General features: G+C 66.5%; 22 protein-coding genes and 1 tRNA gene. 13 read left to right on the top strand and 10 right to left on the bottom strand.

The annotated features are described in order from the left end of the window. Position 1: 1 nt before the first annotated feature. Genes ACHL_RS18315 through ACHL_RS18335 form a run of 5 tightly spaced genes read right to left on the bottom strand, consistent with a single transcriptional unit; the run spans position 2 to position 6,141 of the window. Entirely contained in the window at positions 2-280 is a 279-nt protein-coding gene (locus ACHL_RS18315; RefSeq protein WP_015938805.1) for a monovalent cation/H+ antiporter complex subunit F, read from the bottom strand. Beyond that, a complete protein-coding gene (locus ACHL_RS18320) occupies positions 277-822 on the bottom strand; it encodes a Na+/H+ antiporter subunit E (protein WP_015938806.1) in 546 nt (181 codons plus the stop codon). The genes ACHL_RS18315 and ACHL_RS18320 overlap by 4 nt, the downstream gene beginning before the upstream one ends. Next, positions 819-2,507, bottom strand: a complete 1,689-nt coding sequence (locus ACHL_RS18325) for a Na+/H+ antiporter subunit D (RefSeq protein ID WP_015938807.1) — start codon at positions 2,505-2,507, stop codon at positions 819-821. The genes ACHL_RS18320 and ACHL_RS18325 overlap by 4 nt, the downstream gene beginning before the upstream one ends. After that, positions 2,504-3,130, bottom strand: a complete 627-nt coding sequence (locus ACHL_RS18330) for a Na(+)/H(+) antiporter subunit C (protein ID WP_015938808.1) — start codon at positions 3,128-3,130, stop codon at positions 2,504-2,506. Before ACHL_RS18330 ends, ACHL_RS18325 begins: the two co-directional genes overlap by 4 nt. Beyond that, entirely contained in the window at positions 3,127-6,141 is a 3,015-nt protein-coding gene (locus tag ACHL_RS18335; protein ID WP_015938809.1) for a Na+/H+ antiporter subunit A, read from the bottom strand. Before ACHL_RS18335 ends, ACHL_RS18330 begins: the two co-directional genes overlap by 4 nt. A 193-nt stretch (positions 6,142-6,334) precedes the next feature. On the opposite strand from ACHL_RS18335, the gene ACHL_RS18340 reads away from it, so the two are divergent. The 3 genes from ACHL_RS18340 to ACHL_RS18350 are packed head-to-tail and all read left to right on the top strand — an operon-like array spanning position 6,335 to position 9,449. Beyond that, positions 6,335-7,738, top strand: a complete 1,404-nt coding sequence (locus tag ACHL_RS18340) for an MFS transporter (protein ID WP_015938810.1) — start codon at positions 6,335-6,337, stop codon at positions 7,736-7,738. 40 nt (positions 7,739-7,778) lie between these two features. Further along, positions 7,779-8,261 carry a cation:proton antiporter regulatory subunit gene (locus tag ACHL_RS18345; protein ID WP_015938811.1) on the top strand — a complete coding sequence of 161 codons (483 nt, stop codon included), beginning with the start codon at positions 7,779-7,781 and terminating at the stop codon, positions 8,259-8,261. Between the two features lie 6 nt (positions 8,262-8,267). After that, positions 8,268-9,449 (top strand): cation:proton antiporter, encoded by a 1,182-nt coding sequence (locus ACHL_RS18350; RefSeq protein WP_015938812.1) that lies wholly within the window; start codon positions 8,268-8,270, stop codon positions 9,447-9,449. Between the two features lie 28 nt (positions 9,450-9,477). On the opposite strand, the gene dcd is transcribed toward ACHL_RS18350, so the two are convergent. After that, the gene (dcd, locus tag ACHL_RS18355; RefSeq protein ID WP_015938813.1) at positions 9,478-10,053 is read right to left on the bottom strand and encodes a dCTP deaminase; all 576 of its coding nucleotides are present in this window, start codon (positions 10,051-10,053) and stop codon (positions 9,478-9,480) included. Positions 10,054-10,186: 133 nt separating this feature from the next. Between dcd and ACHL_RS18360 the strand changes: the two genes are divergently transcribed. Next, on the top strand, positions 10,187-11,971 hold the full coding sequence (locus tag ACHL_RS18360) for a CAP domain-containing protein (protein WP_015938814.1): 1,785 nt from the start codon (positions 10,187-10,189) through the stop codon (positions 11,969-11,971). Positions 11,972-12,059: 88 nt separating this feature from the next. On the opposite strand, the gene ACHL_RS18365 is transcribed toward ACHL_RS18360, so the two are convergent. Continuing rightward, entirely contained in the window at positions 12,060-12,521 is a 462-nt protein-coding gene (locus tag ACHL_RS18365) for an SRPBCC family protein (RefSeq protein WP_015938815.1), read from the bottom strand. A gap of 240 nt (positions 12,522-12,761) precedes the next feature. Here ACHL_RS18365 and ACHL_RS18370 point away from each other — a divergent pair. The 4 genes from ACHL_RS18370 to ACHL_RS18380 all read left to right on the top strand — a co-directional run bounded on the left by ACHL_RS18370 (position 12,762) and on the right by ACHL_RS18380 (position 15,705). Further along, positions 12,762-12,835, top strand: a tRNA-Gly gene (locus ACHL_RS18370). 119 nt (positions 12,836-12,954) lie between these two features. Next, on the top strand, positions 12,955-13,095 hold the full coding sequence (locus ACHL_RS24505; RefSeq protein ID WP_015938816.1) for a hypothetical protein: 141 nt from the start codon (positions 12,955-12,957) through the stop codon (positions 13,093-13,095). Then, entirely contained in the window at positions 13,092-14,270 is a 1,179-nt protein-coding gene (locus ACHL_RS18375) for a N(5)-(carboxyethyl)ornithine synthase (RefSeq protein WP_015938817.1), read from the top strand. The genes ACHL_RS24505 and ACHL_RS18375 overlap by 4 nt, the downstream gene beginning before the upstream one ends. 184 nt (positions 14,271-14,454) lie before the next feature. After that, entirely contained in the window at positions 14,455-15,705 is a 1,251-nt protein-coding gene (locus tag ACHL_RS18380) for an amidohydrolase (RefSeq protein ID WP_015938818.1), read from the top strand. Here the strand turns inward: ACHL_RS18380 and ACHL_RS18385 are convergent. Further along, complete coding sequence (locus ACHL_RS18385; protein WP_015938819.1) at positions 15,702-17,129, bottom strand: MFS transporter; 1,428 nt, start codon at positions 17,127-17,129, stop codon at positions 15,702-15,704. The genes ACHL_RS18380 and ACHL_RS18385 overlap by 4 nt on opposite strands. Positions 17,130-17,262: 133 nt before the next feature. Here ACHL_RS18385 and ACHL_RS18390 point away from each other — a divergent pair, with 133 nt between their 5' ends. Then, positions 17,263-18,117 carry a LysR family transcriptional regulator gene (locus ACHL_RS18390; protein ID WP_043794878.1) on the top strand — a complete coding sequence of 285 codons (855 nt, stop codon included), beginning with the start codon at positions 17,263-17,265 and terminating at the stop codon, positions 18,115-18,117. 147 nt (positions 18,118-18,264) lie between these two features. Continuing rightward, complete coding sequence (locus ACHL_RS18395; RefSeq protein ID WP_015938821.1) at positions 18,265-18,579, top strand: hypothetical protein; 315 nt, start codon at positions 18,265-18,267, stop codon at positions 18,577-18,579. Between the two features lie 85 nt (positions 18,580-18,664). On the opposite strand, the gene ACHL_RS18400 is transcribed toward ACHL_RS18395, so the two are convergent. Further along, positions 18,665-22,183, bottom strand: a complete 3,519-nt coding sequence (locus ACHL_RS18400) for a bifunctional proline dehydrogenase/L-glutamate gamma-semialdehyde dehydrogenase (protein WP_085931241.1) — start codon at positions 22,181-22,183, stop codon at positions 18,665-18,667. Between the two features lie 296 nt (positions 22,184-22,479). Then, positions 22,480-23,943, bottom strand: a complete 1,464-nt coding sequence (locus ACHL_RS18405; RefSeq protein ID WP_015938823.1) for an amino acid permease — start codon at positions 23,941-23,943, stop codon at positions 22,480-22,482. Positions 23,944-24,096: 153 nt separating this feature from the next. On the opposite strand from ACHL_RS18405, the gene ACHL_RS18410 reads away from it, so the two are divergent. The 3 genes from ACHL_RS18410 (at position 24,097) to ACHL_RS18420 (ending at position 26,490) form a co-directional block, all read left to right on the top strand. Continuing rightward, positions 24,097-25,008 carry a LysR family transcriptional regulator gene (locus tag ACHL_RS18410; RefSeq protein ID WP_015938824.1) on the top strand — a complete coding sequence of 304 codons (912 nt, stop codon included), beginning with the start codon at positions 24,097-24,099 and terminating at the stop codon, positions 25,006-25,008. Between the two features lie 78 nt (positions 25,009-25,086). Continuing rightward, on the top strand, positions 25,087-25,512 hold the full coding sequence (panD, locus tag ACHL_RS18415) for an aspartate 1-decarboxylase (protein WP_015938825.1): 426 nt from the start codon (positions 25,087-25,089) through the stop codon (positions 25,510-25,512). Between the two features lie 51 nt (positions 25,513-25,563). Further along, the gene (locus ACHL_RS18420; RefSeq protein WP_015938826.1) at positions 25,564-26,490 is read left to right on the top strand and encodes an AEC family transporter; all 927 of its coding nucleotides are present in this window, start codon (positions 25,564-25,566) and stop codon (positions 26,488-26,490) included. The last annotated feature ends 6 nt before the right edge of the window (positions 26,491-26,496 follow it).

The raw sequence follows: 26,496 nt of genomic DNA on the forward strand, positions 1-26,496 counted from the left end.
CTCAGGGCTCACTGGGGTGTTCCCTCCGGTCGGAGACGAATCGCGCCACGGTCACTGACCCGATGAAGCCGATCACGGAGATGGCAACCACCAGCATCAGGTTGTTCAGGTGCCGGTTCACGGCCATGTCAATGCACAGCGCCGCACCCAGGATGGCCAGCAGGACGTCCGAGGCCAGCACCCGGTCCAGCAGCGACGGGCCGCGAGCGATCCGGATAATTGCCCCGCCGGCGGCGAGGGAGAGGATGACGGCCGTCACGGCCAGGACAGCCTGCATCATGATGCTGCCTCCGCCCGTACGATGGCGAGTTCTTCATTGGTGCCCATGATCCGGATCAGTCCGGCCTCGATGGCACGCACTTCATTGCGCAGGTTTTCCACGTCCTCGGCGGAGCTGATGTTGATGGCGTGCAAATACAGGGTGGAGGTTGAGCGGTCCACTTCCACCACCAGCGAGCCCGGGATCAGCGAGATCACATGGCCGGTGGCGGTGACGATGAGGTCCTGGTGGCTCCGCAGCGTCACGGCAACCACCGCGTTGTGCACCTTGGGCCCGCGGACGGCGGCGAGGTAGAGAATCTGGAAACTGGCTACCACCACCCGGCCCAGGAACATCAGCGCGAAGGGGATGGCATGCCGGACATTGAAGCGTCCGCTGAGCTCCACGGGCGGCAGGTAGAACAGCCGGGCGACGGCGATGGCCAGCAGCGCCCCGAACAGCAGGTTGCCGGGGCTGAAATCCTGCCAGAGGGCGCCCCACACGATGACCAGCCAGACGAGGAGCGGAAGCTCCTGGCGAAGGGAAATCCGCTGGCGGCTCATTTTCCTCCTCCCGCGGCTGCTCCAACGCCCGGGACGGTAACGTCCTCACCCAGGACGGCGTGGATGTACGGGCCGCGGTCCAGCATGTCTGCCGCTGCCCGGTCGGACAGCCCGAACAGGGGTCCTGCGAAGACGGTCAGCGCCATGCCCAGGACCACCAGGCCGGCAGTGGGGCCCACCATGGTGCGGGGCATCAGAGTGGACCGCACCAGCGTGCTGCTTCCACCGTTTCCAGCCCGGCTGAGGACCGGCGCTGCCAGGCCGATCCGGCCCGCTGTACCCACGGGTTCGTCGTCCAGGACTTCCTCTTCCACCGGCTGCCCGGGCGCGGCCAGCAGCACAGGATCCGGGTGCTCGGCGTCGGCAGGACGCCGCCAGAAGGCACGGTTCCAGACCCTGGCCACCGCCAGCAGCGTCAGGAGGCTGGTGACCACTCCGCCGATCACCAGGGCGTAGGCCAACGGCGTTCCCAGTTCCACGCCGGCCTGCAGCAGGCCTACCTTGCCGAGGAACCCGGAGAAGGGCGGGATGCCTGCGAGGTTCATGCCGGGGATGAAGAACAGGAGCGCCAGCAGCGGCGAGATCTTGGCCAGCCCGCCCAGCCTGTCCACGGAGGAGCTGCCTCCGCGGCGTTCGATCAGGCCGGTGACCAGGAACAGGCTGGTTTGGATGGTGATGTGGTGGGCCACGTAGAAGATGGCGGCCGCCAGGCCCACAACCGATGACATGGCCAGCCCGAACACCATGTAGCCGATGTGGCTGACCAGGGTGAACGAGAGCAGACGTTTGATGTCGCTCTGCGCTAGGGCGCCCAGGATTCCCACCACCATGGTGAGCAGCGCCGCTATCATCAGCGGGGTGTTCAGGGTGTCTCCGGGGAACAGCAGGGTCTCAGTGCGGACCATGGCGTAAACGCCCACCTTGGTGAGCAGGCCGGCGAACACTGCGGTGACCGGGGCGGGCGCCGTGGGGTAGGAGTCAGGCAGCCAGAAGGACAGCGGGAACACTGCGGCCTTGATGCCGAACGCCACCAGCAGCATGACGTGCAGGAGGGTCTTGGTGCCCTGGTCCAGTTCGCCGAGCTTGATGGCCAGGTCCGCCATGTTCACGGTTCCGGTGGCCCCATAGACCATGGCAATGGAGATCAGGAACAGCACCGAGGACACCACGGACACCACCACGTAGGTGACGCCGGCGCGGATTCGGGGCCCGGTGCCGCCCAGTGTCATCAGGACGTAGCTTGCCGTCAGCAGGATCTCGAAGCCCACATACAGGTTGAAAAGATCGCCGGAGAGGAAGGCGTTGGACACCCCGGCCACCAGGATCAGGTAGGTGGGGTGGAAGATGGACACCGGTGCGTCCTTGTCGCCGTCGGCCATGCCCTGGCCCGTGGCGTACACGAGGACCGCGAGGCTCACCGCGGAGGAAACCACCAGCATCAGTGACGAGAACTGGTCCACCACCAGCACGATGCCCCACGGCGGAATCCATCCGCCGAGGCTGACGGCCACAGTGCCGCCGTCCCACACCGCCGCCATCAGGAAGCATTCGAGCAGCAGGGTCAGGGACAGCAGCCCGATGCTGACGGCCCGCTGGGCACGGGAGTGCCGGATCAGCAGGAAGGTCAGGGCGGCGCCCAGGATGGGAAGTACGACGGCGAGCGGGGCCAGACTGGCGATGTTCACTGTCCGCCTCCTTCCGGGCTGGGCTTGACGTTGGGTGAGCCGGGTTTCTCTTCCTGGGCCGCGTGCTCGGTGGGCATCTCGCGGTCGCCCGCCACCACGGTGTCGGTGCCGCCGTGCGCCCTGGCGGACGCTTCAAGGCCGCCGGAAGTCTCATCGCAGGTGCCCGGCCGGTGGTCCGAGATATCCTGCCCGTCTCCGCCCAGCATGGTGAGCGGGAACTCGGACGTTTCGGCGGGAATCTCGGCGTCGTCCTCGGCGTCGAAGCTGGGGGTTTCGGCGACGCGGAGGTCCTCCACGTCATCCTGGATTTCGTCCTCGCGGGCCAGCACCCAGGTCCGGTAGATGATGCCGAGCATGAAGGCGGTCACCGCGAACGAGATCACAATGGACGTCAGGATCAGCGCCTGAGGCAGCGGATCGTTGTAGTCCCCCGCGGCGGTGTCCTTGGAGAACAGCGGGGCCAGGCCGGAGTAGCCGCCGGTGGCAAGGATCAGCAGGTTGGTGGCATTGGCCAGGAGCATGAGGCCCAGCAGGACCCGGGTAAGGCTGCGCTCCAGGATCAGGTAGATGCCGCAGGCATACAGGGCACCCATGACCAGGAGCAGGGCGAGGTTGATGCTCATGCCTTGCCTCCTGAGATGGTTTCGGCTGGCATGTCTTCGGGTTCCTCGTACTCTGCGGGTTCGGAGCCCCGCTCCTCGATGTGTACGTCCACTTCAGCGCCGAGGCTGCGCAGCACGTCCAGCACCAGGCCCACCACCACGATGTAGACGCCGATGTCGAAAATGGTGGACGTGACGAACTTGATGTCCCCGAACACAGGCAGCCAGAACTGGATGATGGCGCTCTGGAACACCTGCCCGCCCAGGAACAGCGGGGCAACACCGGAGCCTGCGGCCGTGGCCAGGCCGATGCCCAGCAGGCCACCGGCGCTGACGGGAGTTGCCTCGCTGAGTTCGAACCGCCCGCCGGCCAGGTAGCGGATGGTCAGGGCCAGGCCGGCTGTCAGGCCGCCGGCGAAGCCGCCGCCCGGCAGGTTGTGGCCGGCGAACAGAAGGTACAGCGAGAAGATCACCAGCGAGTGGAAGACCAGCCGGGTGACCACTTCGAAGATGATGGAGCGGCGTTCCGGTGCCAGCGTCCGGCCGGCCACCAGCCAGGCGTCCCGGGTGGCTGTGGCGAACTTCCTGCTGATGGCCAGTGCGGCGCCGTCCCGCGAACCCGGGTCCACGCCGTGGAACCGGCCCACGGTTCCTTCCGCCACCGAGGCGGAGGCCCGCAGGCGGTCGCCGCGGCCGCGGACGAAGATCAGGCTTGCAACACCCGTGGCGGCCAGTGCCAGCACGGTGATCTCACCGAACGTGTCCCAGGCCCTGATGTCCACCAGCGTGACGTTGACGATGTTCAGCCCGCCGCCGCCCTCGTAGGCCAGCTGCGGGAACTGCAGGGAGATGGGCTGGGCCACACGGGCGCCCATGGCATAGATGGCCGCGAAGACCATGGTGGCTCCGAAGGCCGCGCCGATGATCACCCGTACCACCCGGTATTTGCCGCCGGTACGGTCCCGCAGTTCGGGCGGGAGGCGGCGCATGCCAAGGACGAAGGCCACCAGGATGATGGTTTCCACCAGCATCTGAGTCAGTGCCAGGTCCGGGGCGCCCTGGAGGGCGAACATCAGGGCGATGCCATAGCCGGTGACCGAGACCATCAGGACGGCAAGGAAGCGCTTGTTCGCCTTGACGGCCGCGAGGGCGCCGATCACGATGCCGATGCCCGCGACGATCTGCAGCGGAGAGCCCGGATCCACCAGGTAGATGTTGTCCGGAAGCGGCTTGCCGGCGAAGAGGATCGCGGTCAGCGGCAGGACGAACGCCACGGTGAGGATGACGGCGAGGTAGAAGTAGAGCGAACCGCGCTGGGTCCGGCCGGTGATCCACACGGCGATGTCATCCAGCGCACCGATAGTCAGCTGGTAGGCGCGGTCGGCGTCCACCCAGTCCGGCACCAGCGCCTGCGCACGGGCCACGGCGTTGCGGCCGAAGTACATGGCGGCGCCGAGGACAAAGGTGAGCGCGGTCAACCCAAGTGCGGGGGTCAGGCCGTGCCACAGCGCCAGGTGACCGGCCTGCTCGCCCGGCGTCCCGGCGTCGGGCGCGGCGGACGCGAACAGCGCGGCGTACGGCTGGATCCACGCGTCAACAGGTACCGGCCACAGGCCGTAGGCGATGGTCAGGATGCTCAGGATGGCCGGGGCCGCGATGAAGGAAGGCCGGACGGCTTTGAACTTGGTGGGCTCCACGCCGGGTTTGACGGCGAAGGCGCCCCACATGAACCGCGCGCTGTAGGCGAAGGTAAGGACCGAACCCAGGACCAGCCCCACCAGGACCACCATGCCCCACGGCCCGGCGTCCGGGTCGCCGGCGTGGTGGACGAACGCTTCCAGCACCGATTCCTTGGCCACGAATCCGGCAAGGAAGGGGACGCCTGCCATGGAGGCGGCGCCGATGCCGGCCACGATTCCGAGGGCGCGGGAGGACCGGAAGACGCCCGAGAGCTTCCGGACGTCGCGTGTTCCGGACTGGTGGTCAATGATGCCGACCACCAGGAAGAGCGTCGCCTTGAAGAGGCCGTGGGCCAGCAGCATCGCCAGGCCCGCCAGCGCCGCGTCCGGCGTGCCGAGGCCCACCACCATGGTGAGGAAGCCCAGCTGGCTGACGGTGCCGTAGGCGAGGATGAGTTTGATGTCGGTCTGGCGCAGGGCGCGGTAGCCGCCCACCAGCATGGTGGCCAGGCCCAGGCCCAACACCACGGGCTGCCAGTAGGCCGTTTCAGCGAATCCGGGCGCAAGCCGTGCCACCAGGTAGATGCCGGCCTTCACCATGGCGGCGGCGTGCAGGTACGCGCTGACCGGGGTGGGGGCGGCCATGGCGCCGGGAAGCCAGAAGTGGAAGGGAACCAGCGCGGACTTGGTGATGGCGCCCACCAGGATGAGCACGACGGCGGCGCTCACCATGGCGCCGGACGGGCCTTCCGCGAGTGCCTGGGCCAGTTCGAGGATGGCCGAGATGCGGTAGGTTCCGGCCGTCTGGCCCAGCATGATGAGCCCCACCAGCATGGCCAGGCCGCCGGCGGTGGTGACCATCAGGGCCTGCAGCGCCGAGCGCCGGGCCGCCAGCCTGGTCCGGGCGAAGCCGATCAGCAGGTAGGACAGGATGGTGGTGAGTTCCCAGAAAATGAAGAGCAGCAGCAGGTCATCGGCCACCACCAGCCCGAACATGGCTCCGGCGAAGGCCAGGAGCTGCGCGCCGAATGCGCCGAGGTCCTGGTCCTTCCGCTTGAAGTACCGGGCGCAGTACAGCAGCACCAGGGCGCCGACGCCCAGCACCAGCAGCGACATCACCCAGGCCAGCGGGTCCATGCGGAACGCGAACTCGAGGTGGAGGCCGGGAATCCAGGGAATGACCTCGGCCACCGCGCCCTGCTCCGAATAGACGGGGCCGTGCTGGAACAGAAGCCAGACGAACGAGGCAGCGGGAACGGTGGCCAGAGCGTAGAATGCGTTGCGGCCCCATTTCCTGAAGAACAACGGCGCCAGCACAGCCACCGAAAAGTGCACGGCAAGGACTGTGATCACTGGTTATCTCCGCAACGTCAGGAATTCGATTGTCAAAAGTTGGAGCAGGCGGCAAAGCGTTGGGTTCGGGAGCCCCCAGTTTATCAAGACTGCGCATGCTTCCAGCCCCATATTTCCTTGCTGGCGCTTGCCGGCCCCGCCAGTCCGGGGCATAGTCCGCCATCTGTTCGCGCTCGGCGGATACGATGCAGCTATGAACAGCGCCAGCGCTCCCCGGGCCATGCAGCCGTCCTCGGAACTCGCATCCGGCAACCAGGTCTCCACCAAGGGCAGGATCCTGGCCTGGGCGTCCTGGGACTGGGGTTCGGCAGCCTTCAACGCCGTGATGACCACGTTCGTGTTCACCGTCTACCTGACGTCCAACGCCTTCGGCGGCAAGGACGAAGCCTCAGCGGTCCTCGGCGGCGCCCTCGCCGTGGCGGGCCTCGCCATCGCACTGCTGGCCCCGGTGACCGGGCAGCGCTCCGACGCCGGCGGCAGGCGGAAGCTGTGGCTGGGAGTCAACACGGCCGCCGTCGCCGTCCTCACCGGACTGTGCTTCTTCGTCTTCCCGCAGCCGGAATTCCTGCTGCTGGGCGTCACCCTGATCGCCCTGGGCAACGTGTTCTTCGAATTCGCCGGGGTCAACTACAACGCCATGCTGGCCCAGATCTCCACCCCCAGGAACATCGGCAAAGTCAGCGGCATCGGCTGGGGCGCCGGGTACCTGGGCGGCATCGTGGCCCTTCTGATCGTCCTGCAGCTGTTCGTCCAGCCCAGCTTTGAGTGGTTCGGCGCATCCACCCAGGACAGCCTGAACATCCGGCTGGTGGCCGTGTTCTCCGCCCTCTGGTTCTTCATCTTTGCCCTGCCGGTCCTGTTCGCGGTCCCGGAACTGCCCCGGACCGGCAGGGCGGCCCGCCTCGGCATCGTGGCCAGCTACCGGCTGCTCTTCCGCCGGATCCGCGCCATCTACGCCACCAGCCCGCACACCATCTACTTCCTGCTGGCCAGCGCCGTGTTCCGTGACGGGCTGGCCGCGGTGTTCACCTTCGGCGGCATCATCGCCGCAGGCACCTTCGGGTTCGAGCTGTCCCAGGTCATCTTCTTCGCCATCTTCGGCAACGTGGTGGCGGCAGTGGGCGCGATCATCGGCGGGTTCCTGGACGACAGGGTGGGTCCGAAGGCCGTCATCATCGGCTCACTCGCGGGCCTTCTTGTGGCAGGGACCGTGATCCTCGTCCTGGGCAACGGCGACTATTCCTTCTTCGGCATGGATTGGGCAGGCAGCACCACGTTCTGGGTGTTCGGCCTGTTCCTCTGCCTGTTCGTAGGCCCGGCGCAGTCGTCATCGCGCGCCTACCTCGCCCGGCTCGCACCGCACGGGGAATCCGGCGAACTGTTCGGCCTCTACGCCACCACCGGCCGGGCCGTCAGCTTCCTGGCACCGGCCCTCTTCACGCTGTGCATCACGGTGGCAACCCCGCTGGTGGCGGCCGGCGAGGCGCAGCGCTGGGGCATCCTGGGCATCATGGTGGTCCTTCTCGCCGGGTTGTTGGTCCTGCTGCCGGTGAAGTCGCCGGACAAGGCTCCCATCGCCGTCGTCCCCTCCGCCTGACCCCCACCACGCAACGCTCCGGAAGACTAGGCTTTTAACCATGAACGTGGACGAAACGAACCTTCCCGGCCTCGGCCGCAGGAAGGACTTCATGACAGCTTCCGGACGCCGGATCGGCGTGGTGGAACTGAGGGAAGGCCAGACCGAACTGATCGTCTCCACGTGGGACGATCCCGATACCTGCCAGGCTTCCATTCCGCTGACCAGCGACGAAGCCGCCACCCTGGGCAACCTGCTGGGTGGCCAGCACCTTGCCATGAAGCTGACCGAGGAGCACAAGGACGTCCCGGGCATCGTCACCCGGCAATTCTCGATCGCCCCGGAGTCCCCGTTCCAGAACCAGCCCATGGGCAAGGCGTGCATCCGTACACGGTGCGGCGTCTCCATCGTTGCCATCATGCGTGAAGGGGAGGTCCTGCCCTCGCCCGGACCCGACGTGATCCTGCATACCGGTGACCTGCTGGTTGCCGTTGGAACCCTGGAAGGCCTCGATTCGGCGGCCGACATCCTGCGCCACGGCTGACCCCTCATGGACCCGCTGGCCCTGACCCTCATTGAACTGGGGGCCGTTGTGTTCTGCCTTGGCCTGCTGGCCAGGCTGGCCGGACGGATTGGAATGTCACCCATCCCGCTCTACCTGCTGGGCGGGCTCGCTTTTGGTGCCGGTGGCGTGGTGAAGCTCGAAGGCATGCACGAGTTCGCACACCTTTCCGGCGAGATCGGCGTCATCCTGCTCCTGCTTATGCTCGGACTGGAATATACGGCGGCGGAGCTGTTCACAGGCCTGCGGCGCTCGTGGCAGGCCGGCGTGCTGGACCTCGTGCTCAACTTCATTCCGGGAGCGGCGCTGGCCCTGCTCCTGGGCTGGGGCGGCGTGGGGGCCATGGTGATGGGCGGCGTCACCTACATTTCCTCGTCCGGAATCGCGGCAAAAGTCATCACGGACCTGGGCCGGCTGGGCAACCGCGAAACACCGGTGGTGCTGTCCATCCTGGTCTTCGAAGACCTGGCCATGGCCGTCTACCTGCCCATCCTCACTGCCACTCTTGCGGGCGTGAGTTTCCTGGGCGGACTGACCACGGTGGCCATTGCCTTGGCTGTGGTCACAGCGGTGCTCATGGTGGCGCTGCGGCACGGCCACCATGTGTCCAAGGCCGTGCATAGCGAAAACTCGGAGGTGTTCCTGCTCAACGTGCTGGGCGCCGCGCTCCTGGTGGCCGGACTGGCCTCTGCCATGCAGGTTTCCGCAGCGGTGGGCGCCTTCATGCTCGGCATCGCCATCTCAGGCGCCACCGCCCACAACGCCACGCGCATCCTCGAACCGCTGCGCGACCTGTTCGCCGCCATCTTCTTCGTGGCCTTCGGGTTGAATACCGATCCCACGACCATTCCGCCGGTTCTGGGTTGGGCCCTGGTACTGGCAGTGTTGACTGCCGGAACCAAGATGGCCACCGGAATCTGGGCAGCCAAACGCGAAGGAATTGCCAGGCCCGGACGTTTCCGCGCCGGTGCCACGCTCATAGCCCGCGGCGAATTCTCGATCGTGATCGCCGGACTGGCCGTCGCCTCAGGTGCCGTGCCGTCCAACCTTGCAGCCCTGGCAACCGCCTACGTCCTGCTGATGGCCGTCATCGGCCCCCTGGCCGCGCGGTTCGTGGAACCCCTGGTCAAGGCATCTTCGCGACGGCGGCAGGTCCCGGCGCAGGCGTAGGCACCGTTGGTACGGAGTGCCGGTTGAGCTAGATGCGGGTGCGGTGGAAGTTGAGGTGGCTCCGGCTGGCGGTAGGCCCGCGCTGGCCCTGGTAGCGGTTGCCGTACTCGCCCTGGCCGTAGGGGAATTCCGCCGAGGAGCTGAGGCGGAAGAAGCAGAGCTGGCCGATCTTCATGCCGGGCCACAGCTTGATGGGCAAGGTGGCCATGTTGGACAGTTCCAGCGTGACGTGGCCGGAAAAGCCGGGGTCAATGAAACCTGCGGTGGAGTGCGTCAGCAGCCCCAGCCGGCCCAGCGAGGACTTGCCTTCCAGCCTGGCGGCGATGTCATCCGGGAGCGTGACTGTCTCGTAAGTGGAGCCCAGGACGAACTCGCCGGGGTGCAGGATAAAGGCCTCGTCCTGCTCAACCTCCACCAGCCGCGTCAGTTCGGGCTGCTCCTGCGCAGGATCGATGTGGGCGTATTTGTGGTTGTCGAAAAGCCTGAAGAACTTATCGATCCGGACGTCCACCGACGACGGCTGCACCATCGCGGGCTCGAACGGTTCCAGCACGATCCGCTGGGAGTCTATTTCGGCACGAATATCGCGGTCTGAGATCAGCACCGTCCCAAATTACCGTATGGGATATCCACAGCCACATTCTTTCGTTGTTGCTGTAGTCCAGTGGGGCTAATGTTGCCTCAGATACACAGGCGCCGGATGGTCTCCCGGATGGCCCAACAGAGCTGGGGATGTTGTGAATAAATTAGTCGCGCCCTCTTTTATTGGCGTGCTCTGCGCGCTGGTGCTCGCCTCCTCGACGGCGGGGCCTGCCCCGCTGCCGCTGGATACCGGGCAGCACGCGGCGTCGGCAGGACCGTCACGGGTCTCGCTGGGGACGGCCACCGCGGACGGTGCCGGCACCTCCGGCGCGGCGGACAACCCAGCCGGCACAGCCCTCACCCCGGCTGTCGATCCGGATATCCGCGTGGCCTCGCCCACCCAGCCGCTGGATGTGGCACCGCCGGCAGCTCCGGCCGCCCCCGCCGTCGGGCCGGCGCTGGACATCAGGCCGGTCCAGGAACCTTCCCCCGCACCATCGGACGGTTCCACCGGCCCCTCGGGTTCCGCTCCGGCGCAGCCCGCGCCCGAGGTCCCTTCCATCCCTCCGCTGTGGGCACCGGACGCTGAACTGGCCTCCCCGGCACCATCCGTGCCCGCCCAAACCTCGCCGGCAACCTCCGAATCATTGGCTGCGCCACCGGCCACGGAGGCGCTGGTCAAGGACAACAACTCGGCAGCAATCCTCACCGTTTTCACCAAGATCAACGAGTACCGGGCCTCCAAGGGCCTGAAACCGGTGAAATACAACCCCACTGTCGCCGGCCTCGCCCAGGAGTGGTCGGACAGCATTGCCTCCCGCGAAGTCATCGAGCACCGCGCCAACTTCTGGACAGATCCGCGCGCCATGAACCCCAACAACGGCGCAGGCGAGGTCATCGCCATCCGGACGGACCGGGATGCCGCCCTGCTGGTCGAATGGTGGAAAGGCTCCCCCGGGCACAACGCCATGCTTATTGATCCCCGCTTCAACGTCATGGGCGCAGGGATCTCGTACACCAACTCCACCTACCAGATCTGGGGTGTGGTGAACTTCTTCGGCTACACCACCCTCCCGGCCGGCACCGTGGACTCGCCCGGCGGGTCCGGGGGCAGCTCCGGCGGGGGCTCCGCCTTCCCCCCGCCGGCACCCACCCTGTGTGATGCCGCGGGGCGGCACATGCCTCCCACCCTGGACCTGAGTGCCGCGGCCATCACTGGCCCCGGCGACCTCGTGACCGTAAATTCCTCGGGCCAGCTGCTCAACAGGGCCTCAACAGGTGTCCGCACGTACGGTGCCGCCAAAGTCATCGGCTCCGGCTTCAGCGGCGCGAAGGAAGTCTTCGTCACCGACTGGGACCGGGACGGCGCCTACGACCTCGTGACCCAGTGGACCAACGGGAACCTCACCCTGCACCGCGGCATCGCCACCGGAGGGTTCCAGGCAGCAATCACCCTTGGGTCCGGCGGCTGGCAGTCCCTCACCCTCGCGGTGGGCGGCTGGTGCGCCAACAACAGGATGCCGCAGATCCTGGCCCTGGACGGAAGCGGGAACCTCTTCCTTTACCCCAACAAGGGCACCAGCGACCTCTCGGCCAGGGCCTTGATCACGGGCGGCATCACCGCCTCCCGCCTGGCGATGGTGGACTACGACGCCGACGGCTTCCAGGATGTCCTCGCCCTCCGCGCTGACGGCGCTGTGCAGCTCTACCGCGGCTGGGGAACCACCACCCTCCGCGCCGAGGCGCGGCCCACGGTAGCCACCGGCTGGCAGGACGTCACCGGGATCAGGGCGCTGAAGAACGTCACCGGACTGAACTCCACCGGCGTTGCGCTCCGCAGGGCTTCCGATGTTGTGCAGTACTGGGACCTCTCGGGCGGAAGACTGGCATCGCCGTCGAACATTGCAGGACCCTGGACGGGCCAGCGGCTGGCGCAGTAAGCGCCACACAGTAAGTACCAAGACAAGATGCGGAGAACCCGCGCCGCGAAGGCGGCGGGTGGACGCCGGTGGTACGGGCGTCCACCGGCTAACTGACGGTCTGCAGCTCCAGTACGTCCTTGAGCCGGTCAAGCTGGGACACTTCGGCGCGGACCCGCCGCTGGGCGATCCTGTTCAGGACGCCGAACCGGTCCAGGAAGGAGAACGAGCCCTCCGGCCGGGCTTCGAGCGCGTAGCGGAGCCGGGTGCCGTCGTTCTCGGTGCTGAGGTAGTAGCCGCCCGAACGGTTCGACGGGCCGGAGGTCACCCGGAACTGGATTTCGGCGCCGGGCCTGGCCTGGGTGATTTCCAGCTCGGCCGGGATGCTGAGTCCGGACCGCCCGGCCACCATCTTGCGGTACATGGCCCCCTTGGTTCCGGCAGAGCCCTGCACCAGCTTCACGCTGCGGACAGCTTCGCGCCAGTGAGGCAGGTTGGTGGCGTCCATCAGGTACAGGTACACGGCCATGGCGTCACGCCGGATGAAGACCTCGTGTTCTGCGGATGCCATGGGGGATCTTTCTGTGGGTGCGCGGGTATGCTGCCTGGACCGCCTCCCCCTGGCGCCGCAGCTTTCCGGTTCAGGTTAGCCAGCCTGCCGGGCGCCCACCTAGCCAGATGCGGCGACGTTATTGAAGAGTTACTGGATGACGTGCCGGATCACGGACACAGCTGGAACTGCTTGCACCGTGGCCGGACCGCCGTTCCATCTGCGCTAAGCTAAGTTCTGCCCCGCAGATGCGGCGGCAACGCGGCTGTAGCTCAATGGTAGAGCGCTAGCTTCCCAAGCTTGATACGCGGGTTCGATTCCCGTCAGCCGCTCCAGTGTTCCAGGCCCCGGCACCGCGGACGCCGCCGGCACCCGGCCTTCCCGCCCGGCCATTAGGTCCGCCCGTGTAAGGTCGGAAGCCAGGAACCTCTTCGGTTCCGCTACAGGAGCAATCATGGCTGACAAGTCCCCGCGTCAAACAGCATCCAAGAAATCCGGCAAGTCCATCAAGGAAAAGCGCGCTGACAAAAGGGCCGCCGCCGCGCCGGCCAGCTCTATCGATACCACCCCCGGCAAGGCAACCAAAAAGAAGTGAGCGGCCAACAAACCCGGCTGAGCCTGGGCATCCTGGCCTCCACCCGGAAACCCGACGAACGCCGCCTGCCCATCCACCCACTGCATTTCGGCCGGATTCCCCCGGAATTGCGGGAGCGCATCATCCTGGAACATGGCTACGGCGAGCGTTTCGGCGTAGGGGATGCCCACCTGGCCACCCTGGTGGGGAGAATCGTGCCCCGGGCGACGCTGCTTGCAGAGGCCGACGTGGTGCTCCTGCCCAAGCCGCAGCCCGAAGACCTGGCGGAACTCCGCGACGGCCAGGTCCTGTGGGGGTGGCCGCACTGTGTCCAGGACCGGGCCATCACCCAGCTGTCCATCGACAAGAAGCTGACCCTCATCGCGTTCGAGGCAATGAACCACTGGGCCAGCGACGGCGGCTTTGGCCTGCATGTCTTCCACAAGAACAATGAGCTGGCCGGCTACTGCTCGGTGCTCCACGCGCTTTCGCTTACCGGTTCCACCGGTGACTACGGCCGCCGACTCAGCGCCGTGGTTATCGGTTTCGGTGCCACCGCCCGCGGTGCCGTAACCGCCCTGAACGCCCACGGCGTGCACGACGTCCAAGTGCTGACCAACCGTGGAATCGCGGCGGTGGGCGCCCCGATCCATTCAGTGAACATCGTGCAGTTCGACCATGACGACGAAGCTCCTTTCCTGAGCCAGGTCATCACCGAGCGGGGGCGGCTGCCGCTGGCGCCGTTCCTGGCCGAGAGCGACATCGTGGTCAACTGCACGCTGCAGGATCCCAACAATCCGCTGACCTACCTCCAGACGGAAGACCTCGCGGCCTTCAGCCCGGGGAGCCTGATCGTAGACGTCTCCTGTGATGAAGGCATGGGGTTCAGCTGGGCCCGCTCCACTACCTTTGCCGAGCCGATGTTTACGGTGGGCAACCACATCAACTACTACGCGGTGGACCACAGCCCGTCCTACCTCTGGAACTCCTCCAGTTGGGAGATCAGCCAGGCCCTGCTGCCGTTCCTTGAGCCGGTGCTCGGCGGCCCGGCCGAGTGGGACCGCAACGAGACCCTGGCGCGGGCCATCGAAATCCGCGCCGGCGTGGTCCTCAACAAAAGCGTGCTCGAGTTCCAGCAGCGGGAGGCAGACTACCCACACTCCGCCAGGAACCCGGATCTGGCCGGGCAGACCTGACCTCTGGCCCTAAGCAGGCCGCCGGCCGGTCCGTGCTCCTGCCGGGCCGCCGCCGGCATGGCCACACTTTTGCCCCATCCGGCGACGGTTTTGCGGTCGGTGAACGCCCGGCCTTCGGCCCCCACTTTCTCCTGCCTCCGGGCGTAGGGTCGCAAAGCAAGCGAACCCGTACGTAAGGACTGTCATGACAAAGGTTTTGGACGACGTTGCCGCGGTGGCACAGGACCTCGCCGGAGTTTACGAGGATCTGCACCAACATCCCGAGCTGTCCGGAGCCGAAGTCCGGACCGCCGGGATCGTGGCCGAACGGCTCACCGGGCTGGGCTGGGAGGTCAGCGCCGGGGTGGGCGGGACCGGCGTCGTAGGCGTCCTGCGGAACGGGGACGGACCCACAGTGATGCTCCGAGCGGACATGGACGGCCTTCCTGTCCTGGAGAAGTCAGGGCTTGGCTACGCCAGCACGGCTCGCGGCACCAGTCCCGACGGCGCCGACGTTCCCGTGATGCATGCGTGCGGCCACGACGTCCATGTGACCTGTCTCCTCGGTGCGGCTGCGCTGTTCAGCGCCCATCTCCCGGCTTGGTCCGGAACCATCGTGGCGGTGTTCCAGCCTGCCGAGGAAACCGGCGCCGGCGCCCGCGACATGGTGGCGGACGGCCTCTTTGAGCATTTCCCCGTGCCGGACGTTGTCATGGGACAGCATGTGGCCCCGTTCCCGGCCGGTGCGCTGGGCGTACATGCCGGACCTGCCTTCGCCGGGTCCGACAGCTTCTCGGTGACGCTGTTCGGCCGGAGTGGCCACGGCTCCCGTCCGGAAACCACCGTGGATCCTGTGGTGATGGCCGCGGCCACCATCATGCGGCTGCAGGGGCTGGTATCCCGCGAGATCGGCGGCAACGAAACGGCTGTCCTCACCGTCGGCCAGCTCAACGCCGGCACCAAGGACAACATCATTCCCGACGAGGCCCGGCTGGGCATCAGCATACGGACCGCGGATCCGGCGGTCCGGGAGCGGATGATCAGCGGCATGACCCGAATCATCAACGGCGAGGCCGCGGCTTCCGGGGCGCCCCAGCCGCCCTCGATCACCGCCGGGCAGCACTTTCCCGTGGTGGTCAACAACCACGACGCCACCGCCCGCGTACGCGAGGCGTTTGCCGCGAAGCTGGGCGGCGCCGTCGATCCTGGCCCCGTCACCGGCAGCGAGGACGTGGGCACCCTCGCCACAGCCGCAGGGGCACCTTTGGTGTACTGGCTGCTGGGTGGCACTGATCCCGAGGCGTACGGCAGGGCGGTCCAGGACGGGACGGTGGCATCCACCATCCCGTCCAACCACTCACCGAGTTTTGCCCCCGTCATCCGCCCCACGCTCGACGCCGGGATCTCGGCGCTGGTGGTGGCCGCGTTCGCGTGGGTAGGAAGCCCCGAAGATTAGGACGAGGCAGGCGCCGTCCGGTCCACGATCCGGATCGGCCGGCGCCGGTCCCGCACGTCCACTTTCAGGGTCAGCGCGCCCTTCCGCGCCAGGACAATGCCCACCACAACGGCCGCGGCCGCAGGGACCCCGCCGGAGACCAGGAGCGCCATGTGCGGGTCGGCGTGTTCGGCGATCCATCCGAGCATCGGCCCGCCCAGTGCCTGGCCGCCAATGAGCACCATGATGTACAGGCTCATGACGCGGCCGCGGATCCCCATGTTTGAGCTGATCTGCACCAGCTGGTTGGAGCCGGTGAGGAACATCAGGCACCAGAACCCGGACAGCACCATCACGGCACCGAACGTTGCCAGCGAGGGCGCCAGCGCGGCCAGGCACAGCATGGCCCCGTACATTCCGGCGCAGAACACCACCGAGCGCAGCCGCAGTTGCCGCCGCCTGGTCGAGGCTATGGCGCCGGCCAGGGCGCCGAGGGCCACCAGCGCGTTGAGGAGGCCATATCCGCCGGCGCCCACACGGAAGACATGGTCGGCAAAGGCTGCGAGGATCACCGGCAGGCTCATGGCGAACACGGAAATGAATCCGGCCATCAGCCACGGCCAGTAGATGGTGGGCTTGCCCAGCGCGTACCGCAGCCCTTCGCGCAGCATGCCCTTGCTCTTGGGGGTGGGGGCGCTGACGTGCAACTGGTCCTTGCGGAGGATCAGGAGCATCGCCACCGTGGAGCAGCAGGCCACCGCGTTGGCTGCGAACGCCCAGCCTGCACCCACCGCGGTGAGGAGCAGTCCGGCCAGTGCAGGCCCGATCAGCCCGCCCAGCTGGAACGTGGTGGAGTTGACGCTGATGGCGTTGCGCAGGTGGGTGGGACCCACCAGTTCGTTGACGAAAACCTGGCGCGCGGGCTGGTCGAGCACTGTAACAAGGCCCAGTACCAGGGCGATCACGTAGACGTGCCACACCGCGATGGCGCCGGTCAGGGCGAGCGTGGCCAGCAGGGCAGCCAGGACCGCGGCGACGCCCTGGCACAGAATCAGGATCTTCCGTTTGGCGAACCGGTCGGCAATCATGCCGCCCCACGGCCCCAGCACCAGCGACGGCAGGAACTGCAGCGCCACCGTGAATCCCACGGCGGTGACGGATCCGGACAGCTGGAGGACCAGCCAGTCCTGGGCGATGCGCTGCATCCAGATGGCGATGACGGCGATGAAGTGGCCCACCGCGAAGATGCGGAAGTTGGGAACGCTGAGGGAAATGAACGTGTGTTTCCACGGCAGGCGTTCCGCGACGACGGGCAGCGGCTGGGTGAGCGCGTCCCGCTTCCGGACGTCGGGGGCTTGCGGGGTGGACGGCAGGGCTGGTGCTGAACTCGCGGAATCGATGACGGGCTGGCTGACGGTTGCCGACGACGGCGGTGGGGGTGCCACAGGTTTGTCCTCAAAGTGGGTGCGGTCCGGGATGCCCTTAACGCTATGGTGGCGCTAACAGATTATGGAGACGTATTGTCCCTATAACTCGTATTGCGAACCGCAATGCAACGCGCAGCCGATGGAGTCCACCGTGTTCGAACCAGCCCAACTCCGGTCATTCCTGGCCGTCGCCGAAACCCTGAGCTTCACCAAGGCCGCGGACCGGCTGGGGCTGGCACAGCCCACCATCAGCCAGCACATCCGTAAGTTGGAATCCGCCGCCAAGCGCGTCCTCATCACCAGGGACACCCGGGACGTGCGGTTGACGGACAACGGGGACGCCATGGCGGGGTTCGCCAGGAACATCCTCTCGGCCCACGACGCCGCGGCCCGCTACTTTTCCGGCTCGGCCATGCGGGGCCGGCTGCGTTTCGGCACCGCTGACGATCTGGCCATCACCGGGCTGCCCCGGATCCTGCGCGAGTTCCGGCAGATCTACCCGCAGATCAACCTCGAACTGACGGTGGGCCAAAGCGACCAGCTCTACCGCAAGCTCAATGCGGGGCAGCTGGACCTGGTGTTCGTCAAGTGGGTGGCGGGGGCCAAGGACGGCACCGTGGTCCAGCACGATTCCTTCTCCTGGGTGGGCCTCGAACAGACGTCCCTCGAACCGGGCGCGCCGGTGCCGCTGATCGCCTACCCCTCCCCCAGCCTCAGCCGAAAACTCGCCATCGACGCGCTTGAAGCGCACGGCCGGACCTGGCGGATCACCTGCACCACCCGCCAGATCAGCGGGGTCCTGGCCGCCGTCCGGGCCGGAATCGGGGTGGCCGTCATGCCGTCGTCCCTGGTACCGGAGGACCTGAAAATCATCACCCGCCGGTTCGACCTGCCGGCGGTGGGCGACGTGGATTTCACCCTCATCCGGAACCCGCTGGCCAACGCGGAAGTCATCGACGCGCTCACGCAGTCCATTGTTGGGCGCATCATCAACCGCCAGGGGTGAACCTGCAAGCCGGAGCCGGGAGAAATCTTTCATTGATGTCAGATCGTTGCATAATCTATGCTGGTTTCTCCAAGGTCCAGCAGCAGGCCGGTTCTACAATTCGGGCGCGCCTGCACACCATGGCACGCCGCCCGGGACAGGCAGCCAATGACGACAGCCAGGAACACCCACTTCAACGCCGCACACGCCCGCCCGCACACCAGCGTCCGGCCGGCAACGCGTCAGTCCAATCTCGGTACCGGCCTTGCCACCACCGATTCGGGCTACATCGGCAAGCCGACCTGTGAAAAGTGCCGGACGGACGAATTTATCTACCTTGAGTCCTACATCCCGCCCACCTACCGGCACGACGGATCGGTGGCCGCACTGGGCGAGGTGGCCTACACGTGCACCCGCTGCGAGGATTTCTCGGCCCACAGCGTGCCCGTGACGTGGACTCCGCCGGGCTGGTACCTGGGGTAGCTGACACACAAAACCGGTGGTTGTTCTCGTCGAAACCCGGGTTTCGACAAGAACAACCACCGGTCTTTTTATGCCCTGCCGGAACTTAGATGAGAGCGTCCGAAAGGTGGTTCGGCGTGCCGAAGCGGTGTGCGGTGATGCTGACAGCCTGCTCGTGCAGGAACGGCAGCAGCTCAACCCGGCCGGCTTCGGTCACCGCGTGGGAGTAGACAGCGATGTCGGGCCGGCCGCCGGTTGCTTCCGCCAGGGCCGTAGCGTCGCCCCCCAGCAGGCGGATGCGGGCGCCGGAGAGCTTGCCCGCCGAGGCAAGCTGCCCAGCCGAAGCCAGCCAGCCGGCGTCGGACTCCACCGTCAGGTCCACGTCGAGGCCGAGGAGTACGGCCCGCAGCTGGGCGGGGAGTTCGACAGCGGTGGACACCGTCAGCGGCGAGCCCGCCAGTACGCCGGCGGCCGCCGTCCGCACCAGGTCCGCCAGCGGCGCACCTTCGGAGAGGCGGATGGTGACCGGAAGGTTCCTGTAGCGGAAGATGTTGCGCTCCGCGCTCAGGCCCGAGACGTCCCTGGCCGTGCCGAACTCGTTGGCCCAGGCCTCGGCGTCGGACGCCAGGGCCCGCTGCACGGACTCAAGGCGGGCCGGATCAAGGGCGGCGCCTGCGGCGTTGATGATCCGCCGGACGCCGGGGTGCGTAACCTCAGCCTTTGCGGTTGCCTCGGCGGGGGTCCAGTCGCCGAGCCCGGCCAGGTAGTTCGGCCCACCGGCCTTGGTTCCGGCGCCAACAGCGGACTTCTTCCAGCCGCCGAACGGCTGCCGCTGCACAATGGCGCCGGTGATGCCGCGGTTGACGTACAGGTTGCCGGCCTGGATGCCGTCCAGCCAGATGCCGAGTTCCTCGGAGTTGAGCGAGTGCAGCCCTGCGGTGAGGCCGTACTCGATCTGGTTCTGGATGGCGATGGCCTCCTCGAGGTTGTCGGCGGTCATGACACCCAGGACCGGGCCGAAGAACTCGGTGAGGTGGAAGTAGGAACCGCGCTTGACGCCGTAGCGCACGCCGGGGCTCCAGAGCTTGCCGGTGCCGTCCAGCTTCTTCGGCTCAACTGCCCAGTTTTCGCCTTCGCCCAGGGTGGTGAGCGCGTTGAGGAGCTTGCCGTTGGCGGGCTCGATGATGGGGCCCATTTGGCTGGTGGGGTCCTGCGGGTACCCAACCTTCAGCGAGGTGACGCCGTCGATCAGCTGGTTGTGGAACCGCTTGGATTTGGCTACGGAGCCAACCAGGATCACCAGTGAAGCGGCGGAGCACTTCTGGCCGGCGTGGCCGAACGCTGAGTACGCCACGTCCTTTGCCGCCAGGTCCAGGTCGGCGCTGGGGGTGACGATGATGGCGTTCTTGCCGCTCGTCTCGGCCAGCAGCGGCAGGTCCTTGCGGAAGGAGCGGAACAGTTCCGCGGTCTCGTAGCCGCCGGTGAGGATGACGCGGTCCACGGCCGGGTGGCTGATCAGCTGGGTGCCGAGCTCCCGCTCACCCAGCTGCACCATGGTGAGGACGTCCTTGGGGACGCCGGCTTCCCACAGGGCTTCGACCATCACGGCGCCGCTGCGGGCGGCCTGCTTGGCAGGCTTGATGACGACGGCGGAGCCGGCGGCGAGTGCCGCGAGAGTGGACCCTGCCGGGATGGCGACCGGGAAGTTCCACGGCGGCGTCACGACGGTGAGCTTCGCCGGGACGAACGTGGCGCCGTCGACCGCGTCCAGCTTGCGCGCGGACTCGGCGTAGTAGTGGGCAAAGTCCACTGCCTCGCTGACCTCGGGATCGCCCTGGTCGATGGTCTTGCCGGTCTCGCTGGCCATGACCTCGAGGAGGTCGGCACGGCGGGCCTCGAGGGCGTCACCGGCGCGGTGCAGGATGGCGGCACGTTCGTCGCCGGACAGTGCGCCCCAGGCCTTGCCCTTGTCGACGGCGGTTTCGATGGCCTTGTTGAGGGTGGCTTCGTCGTTGATGAAGGCCGCCTTCACCGACGCGTTACCCAGAGTGGAGCCCGGAACGCGGTCCAGGATGGCCCGGCCCCAGGTGCGGTTGGCCGGCAGGGAGGGATCAGTATCCGGGGTGTCTTTGAACCTATCGTGCGGCATCGCGACCGGCGTCAGGCTGCGGTTCTGCTGGCGGTTGGCCGGCGGCACGGTGTTGTCCAGGGACTCCAGCGAGGAGAGGAAACGCTGCTTTTCCCGCTCGAACAGGGCTTCGTTCTTATCGAGCTCGAAGACGGCGGACATGAAGTTGTCCTGGCTGGCGCCTTCTTCGAGGCGGCGGATCAGGTAGGCGATGGCGACGTCGAACTCAGCCGGATGCACCACCGGCGTGTACAGCAGGAGCGAGCCGACGTCCTTCTTGACGGCTTCGGCCTGCCCCTGCGCCATGCCCAGCAGCATCTCGAACTCGATGCCGAACTCTACCCCGCGCTGCTTGGCCAGCAGCCAGGCGAAGGCAATATCGAACAGATTGTGGCCGGCAACGCCGATCCGGATGTTCTTGATCCGCTCCGGGTGCAGCGAGTAGTTGATGACGCTCTTGTAGCTGGTGTCGGAGTCCTGCTTCGAACCCCAGGTGGCCAGCGGCCAATCGTGCAGCGAGGCTTCCACCTGCTCCATGGGCAGGTTGGCGCCCTTGACCACGCGGACCTTGATGCCGGCGCCGCCGTTGGCCCGGCGCTCTGCGGCCCAGTCCTGCAGGCGGATCATGGCGGACAGTGCGTCCGGGAGGTAGGCCTGCAGCACGATGCCGGCTTCGAGGTCCTTGAACTCGGGCTTGTCCAGGATCCTGGTGAAGACCGCGATGGTCATGTCCAGGTCCTTGTATTCCTCCATGTCCAGGTTGATGAACTTGGCCTTGCCGCCGGTGCTGCTGCCGGGGGCGGCGAAGGAGGCAGCGCGCTGGAACAGCGGGGTGAGCTTCTCGACGACGTGTTCCACGGCTTCGTCGAAGGCCCAGGCGGAGTGCGGGGCCACGGTGGAGGAGACCTTGATGGAGACGTAGTCGACGTCGGGGCGCGCCAGCAGCGTGTGCGTGCCTTCGAGCCGGCGGGATGCCTCGTGCTCGCCGAGGACTGCCTCGCCCAGGAGGTTGACGTTGAGCTTGATGCCGTCCTTCTTGATCTTGGCGATGGCGGGGCCCAGCTTGGCATCGGTGGCGTCCACAATCAAGTGGCCCACCATTTCGCGCAGGACCTTGCGGGCCGCGGGGATAACCACCTGCGGCAAGGCGGGGGCCATGGTGCCGCCAAGGGCCACGGCGCTCTTCATGTACCAGGGGAGGAAGGCCGGAACCTTCGGGGCCAGTGCGGCGAGGTTGCGGGCGGCGACGTTCAGGTCCTCGGGGCGGACTACGCCGTCCACGAAGCCCACAGTGAAGTCCAGGCCGTTGGGGTCCTTCAGCACTCCGGCGAGCTGTTCGGCGGAGGCATCCACCGGAACCTTCGCGGCCTCGGTAAGCCAGCGACGGACCAAGGCGACCGCCTCAGTGGCGAGGGCTTTGGCCTGGGGGACGTCGACGTCGACCGTCTGCGGGGTGGCCGCGTGGGTGACTGCCGGTTCCATTGCAACGTGGGTCATGGTTTTCCCGATCTTTCCTTGAGTGGGAGGAGGTCTTTTCATCAGTATGCGCTCCTGCTCACATAAGATAAAGCGATCTTTTCCAACTAATACAGGTTAGGAAAACCAACCAATTAACCAGCCGATCAACGGGTCCTTAAATGCCGGCGGCAGGCGCCCCACCCTCCCGGTTGCTCTATCACTTTTGGTCCTCAAAAGGGCTGTTTAGGGACCAAAAGTGATCGGGCAACGCGGGGTTTGCATGGTGGGACGCCTGCCGGCGGCTGGAGAACGGGTGGGAGTGACGCTCCCGCGGGTCAGGCGAGGGGGCGGTGCATTTCCTCGATCTCCTGGTGGCGGGGGCTGTTGGGGTTCATCAGCGAGTTCTTGCGGCCATAGAAGAAGTAGATGACCAGGCCGATGACCAGCCACGCGCCGAACCGCAGCCAGGTTTCCCAGTGCAGCTGGAACATCAGGAAGGCCGAGGCGAGGACGCCGAAGGCAGGGACCAGGGGCATCAGCGGCAGCCGGAAGGTGCGCGGCGCGTCCGGGCGCTTGTAGCGGAAGATGATCACGGACAGGCAGACGACGACGAACGCGGCCAGGATGCCGATGTTGGTCAGGTCCGCGACCTCCTTGATGGGGAACACGCCGGCCAGGAACGCCGAGGCAATGCCGGCGATCCACGTAACGCGCTGCGGTGTGCCGTGGCGGTCGGTCTTGGCGAACCATCCCGGGAGCAGCCCGTCCCGGCTCATGGAGAACCAGACGCGGGTAACGCCCAGGAGGAAGGTCAGCATCACGGTGAGGATGGACAGCACCGCGAAGACGGAAATGATGGTGGCAATGACCGGCAGGCCAACGGAAGTGAACGCCGACGCGAAGCCGGCCTTGGGGTCGATGTCCTTGTAGTTCTGCATGCCGGTGAGCACCAGGGTGGCCGCCACGTAGAGCAGCATGGCGATGATGAGCGAGAGGATGATGGCCTTGGGCATGTGCTTCTTGCCGTCCTTGGCTTCCTCGGCCGCGGTGCTCATGGCGTCGTAGCCGAAGACAGCGAAGAACACGGTGGCACTGCCGGCCAGCACAGGCCCGAAGCCGGACGGCATGAACGGGTTGTAGTTGTTGGTGTCGATGTAGAAGATGCCCAGGCCGACGATGAAGAGGATCAGGACGATCTTGATGGCCACCGCCACCAGCTCGAACCGGCCAAACGCCTTCGTGCCGCGGGACAGGATCCACGTCACCAGGAGGCAGACGAGGATGGCCGGGATGTTGACGATGCCGCCCTTGCCCTCATCTACCGTGGACGTCATCCAGATGGGCATGTGGATGCCGATGCCGGACAGGAACGCGTCCAGGTAGCCGGAGATGCCGATGGCCACCACAGCCACGATGGCAATGTACTCGAGCAGCAGGTCCCAGCCGATGAACCAGCCGATCACCTCGCCCAGGGCCACGTAGCCGTAGGTGTAGGCCGAGCCGGCGCGCGGGATCATGCCGGCAAACTCAGCGTAGGACAGGGCCGCGGCCGCCGAGGCCAGGCCCGCAATAAGGAAGGAGATCAGCACCGCGGGCCCCACTCCCGGGTTGCCTTCGCTTCCTGCGGCCACCAGCCCCGCGAGGGAAAAGATGCCGACGCCGATGATGCCGCCAACGCCGATGGCGGTGAGCTGCCACAGGCCCAGCGATTTGAAGAGTCCGCTGTGCTTGTTCTCTTCTTCGATATCATCGATGGGCTTTCGCCGCATGATGGACTGGCTCATATCTCTAGTGCTCATCAGGAACTCCTGCTGTGGGGTGCTGCCCCGCCGCGGCACGCCGGTAAAGGCTGTGACGGGGGTAACTCAGTCCCAACAGTATGCAAGCCTGTTTGCATTAGATAAAGTGACTACTTCTAACCTATATTCATTAGTTTCAGTTAGGAATTCCCCATGCTCGACGTTCGCCGGCTGCGCCTGTTGCGGGAACTGAGCATCCGGGGAACACTCGCCGAGGTGGCTGAGGCCCTGCAGTACAGCCCGTCGTCGGTATCCCAACAGCTTGCCCTCCTGGAGAAGGAGGTGGGCGTGGAGTTGCTGCGGAAGACCGGCCGCCGCGTGCAGCTCACCCCGCAGGCCGAAGTGCTGGTGGCACACACGGCGCAGCTGCTGGAAACCATGGAACAGGCGGAGGCGGACCTGGCGGCGTCACTGACCACCGTTACGGGCACGGTGCGGATTGCCGTGTTCCAGTCGGCAGCGCTGGCACTGATGCCGGACACCCTCACCCGGATGGCCAAGACCTACCCGGAAGTCCGGATCGAGATGATCCAGCGCGAACCCGAGACTGCACTCCACGAGACCTGGGCCCGGGACTTCGACCTGGTCATCGCCGAACAGTACCCCGGCCACGCAGCTCCCCGCTATCCGGAACTGGACCGCGTGAAGCTGACCACGGACGCCATCCGGCTCGCGGTTCCGGCGTCCGACGGCGGCACGGCCATCCGCGCGCTGGCGGACACCGCGGAAGTCCCCTGGGTCATGGAGCCGCGGGGTGCCGCATCGCGCCATTGGGCGGAACAGGCGTGCAGGAGCGCAGGGTTCGAACCGGATGTGCGCTTCGAGACGGCCGACCTGCAGGCCCAGGCCCGGCTGATTGAATCCGGCAACGCTGTGGCACTGATGCCGGACCTGGTGTGGACGGGCCGGGGCACCACCGCCCGGCTGCTGGAGCTCCCGGGCAGGCCGCACCGCACCATCTTTACGTCCGTCCGCCGGTCCAGCGTGCAGCGGCCCGCCATCCTGGCAGCAAGGGAAACCCTTGCTGCCGCTGCAGCCGCGGTGGCGGGGAATGACGCAACGTAACCACCCGCCGTCGTACGCCTGCCGCGTGTTCCCTGCGTCACTGCGGCGGCGCGGCCCCGGCGCTAGACTGGAGCCGTTATGAATCGAACAATGTTCAAGTCCAAAATCCACCGGGCCACCGTCACCCACGCCGACCTGCACTACGTAGGTTCCGTCACCGTTGACCTGGACCTGCTGGAGGCAGCGGACATCCTGCCCGGCGAGCTTGTTTCGATTGTCGACATCACCAACGGCGCCCGGCTGGAGACCTACACCATTGCCGGTGAACGCGGCTCCGGTGTCATCGGCATCAACGGCGCCGCCGCGCACCTGATGCACGAGAACGACCTCGTCATCCTCATCACTTATGCGCAGATGACCACCGAGGAAGCCAAGGCCTACGAGCCCAAGGTGGTCCATGTGGACCAGGACAACCGCATCATCCAGCTGGGGAACGACCCCGCCGAAGGCATCGCTCCCGGCATGACGCGTCCGCCGTTCGCGCTCAACAACGCCGCCCTGTAGCCGGGGCGTGAGACCCGGCACCCTTTTCCGCCGCCCGCCACGGGTTCCTCCGTGCTAGGGGTACTCGCCGGTTTCTTCGTTGTCTGGTGCATCATCCTGGTGGGCTGGTTCGTTGGCCGGCAGAAGATCCTGGGTGAGAACGCCCGCCAGGTCCTCAGCTCACTCACCTTCTTCGTGGCCAGCCCGGCCCTGCTGTTCGAGACCCTCAGCAAGGCCCGGCTGCAGGAAGTGTTCGCTGCTCCGCTGCTGGTGACCGCGGTGGCGGCCATCGCCACGGCTGCCATCTTCTTCACCATCGTCAAGTTCTGGCTGAAGCGTTCACTGCCCGAATCGCTGATGTCCTCGATGTCGGCATCCCTGGCCAACTCGGCGAATCTTGGTATTCCCATTGCGGTATATGTCCTTGGCGACGCCAGTTACGTGGCCCCACTGCTGATCTTCCAGCTGGCGTTCTTCACGCCGATGTTCCTGATGATCCTGGACTCCAGCACCAGCTCGCACCGGACCACTCCGCTTAGCTTCGTAGTGATGATCCTGCGGAACCCCATGATCGTGGGCTCGGCGCTGGGCCTGATTGTTGCCGGCACGGGTTTCAAGGTGCCCGAGCTGGTCCTGGAACCCATCCACCTCATTGGCGGTGCCGCCATACCGGCCATGCTGATCGCCTTCGGCATGAGCCTGAACGGAACCCGGCCGCTGCAGGCAGCCGCCGGACGCCGGGTGGACACCCTGCTGGCGAGCGCCTTCAAGCTGGCGGTCCAGCCGGCCCTTGCTTATGTCTTTGCCCGTTTTGCCCTGGGGATGGACGGCCATGCCCTGTTCGCCGTGGTGGTGACGTCCGCCCTGCCCACGGCGCAGAATGTGTTCGTAGCCGCCAGCCGCTACAAGACCGGCCTCACCGTGGCCAAGGACACCGTGCTGATCACTACCGTTGTGGCTGTTCCGGCCATGATCGGCGTCGCCTTACTGCTGGCGTGACCCCAT

It is taken from the genome of Pseudarthrobacter chlorophenolicus A6 (assembly GCF_000022025.1).
GTDB lineage: Bacteria > Actinomycetota > Actinomycetes > Actinomycetales > Micrococcaceae > Arthrobacter > Arthrobacter chlorophenolicus.

What these genes read in the sequence shown, in the direction of transcription:
- ACHL_RS18400 (WP_085931241.1), bottom strand. Translation starts at nt 22,183, where the DNA reads ATGACCCACGTTGCAATGGAACCGGCAGTCACCCACGCGGCCACCCCG.
- ACHL_RS24505 (WP_015938816.1), top strand. Translation starts at nt 12,955, where the DNA reads ATGGCTGACAAGTCCCCGCGTCAAACAGCATCCAAGAAATCCGGCAAG.
- ACHL_RS18380 (WP_015938818.1), top strand. Translation starts at nt 14,455, where the DNA reads ATGACAAAGGTTTTGGACGACGTTGCCGCGGTGGCACAGGACCTCGCC.
- ACHL_RS18315 (WP_015938805.1), bottom strand. Translation starts at nt 280, where the DNA reads ATGATGCAGGCTGTCCTGGCCGTGACGGCCGTCATCCTCTCCCTCGCC.
- panD (WP_015938825.1), top strand. Translation starts at nt 25,087, where the DNA reads ATGAATCGAACAATGTTCAAGTCCAAAATCCACCGGGCCACCGTCACC.
- ACHL_RS18345 (WP_015938811.1), top strand. Translation starts at nt 7,779, where the DNA reads ATGAACGTGGACGAAACGAACCTTCCCGGCCTCGGCCGCAGGAAGGAC.
- ACHL_RS18340 (WP_015938810.1), top strand. Translation starts at nt 6,335, where the DNA reads ATGAACAGCGCCAGCGCTCCCCGGGCCATGCAGCCGTCCTCGGAACTC.
- ACHL_RS18350 (WP_015938812.1), top strand. Translation starts at nt 8,268, where the DNA reads ATGGACCCGCTGGCCCTGACCCTCATTGAACTGGGGGCCGTTGTGTTC.
- ACHL_RS18320 (WP_015938806.1), bottom strand. Translation starts at nt 822, where the DNA reads ATGAGCCGCCAGCGGATTTCCCTTCGCCAGGAGCTTCCGCTCCTCGTC.
- ACHL_RS18405 (WP_015938823.1), bottom strand. Translation starts at nt 23,943, where the DNA reads ATGAGCACTAGAGATATGAGCCAGTCCATCATGCGGCGAAAGCCCATC.
- ACHL_RS18395 (WP_015938821.1), top strand. Translation starts at nt 18,265, where the DNA reads ATGACGACAGCCAGGAACACCCACTTCAACGCCGCACACGCCCGCCCG.
- ACHL_RS18330 (WP_015938808.1), bottom strand. Translation starts at nt 3,130, where the DNA reads ATGAGCATCAACCTCGCCCTGCTCCTGGTCATGGGTGCCCTGTATGCC.
- ACHL_RS18365 (WP_015938815.1), bottom strand. Translation starts at nt 12,521, where the DNA reads ATGGCATCCGCAGAACACGAGGTCTTCATCCGGCGTGACGCCATGGCC.
- ACHL_RS18410 (WP_015938824.1), top strand. Translation starts at nt 24,097, where the DNA reads ATGCTCGACGTTCGCCGGCTGCGCCTGTTGCGGGAACTGAGCATCCGG.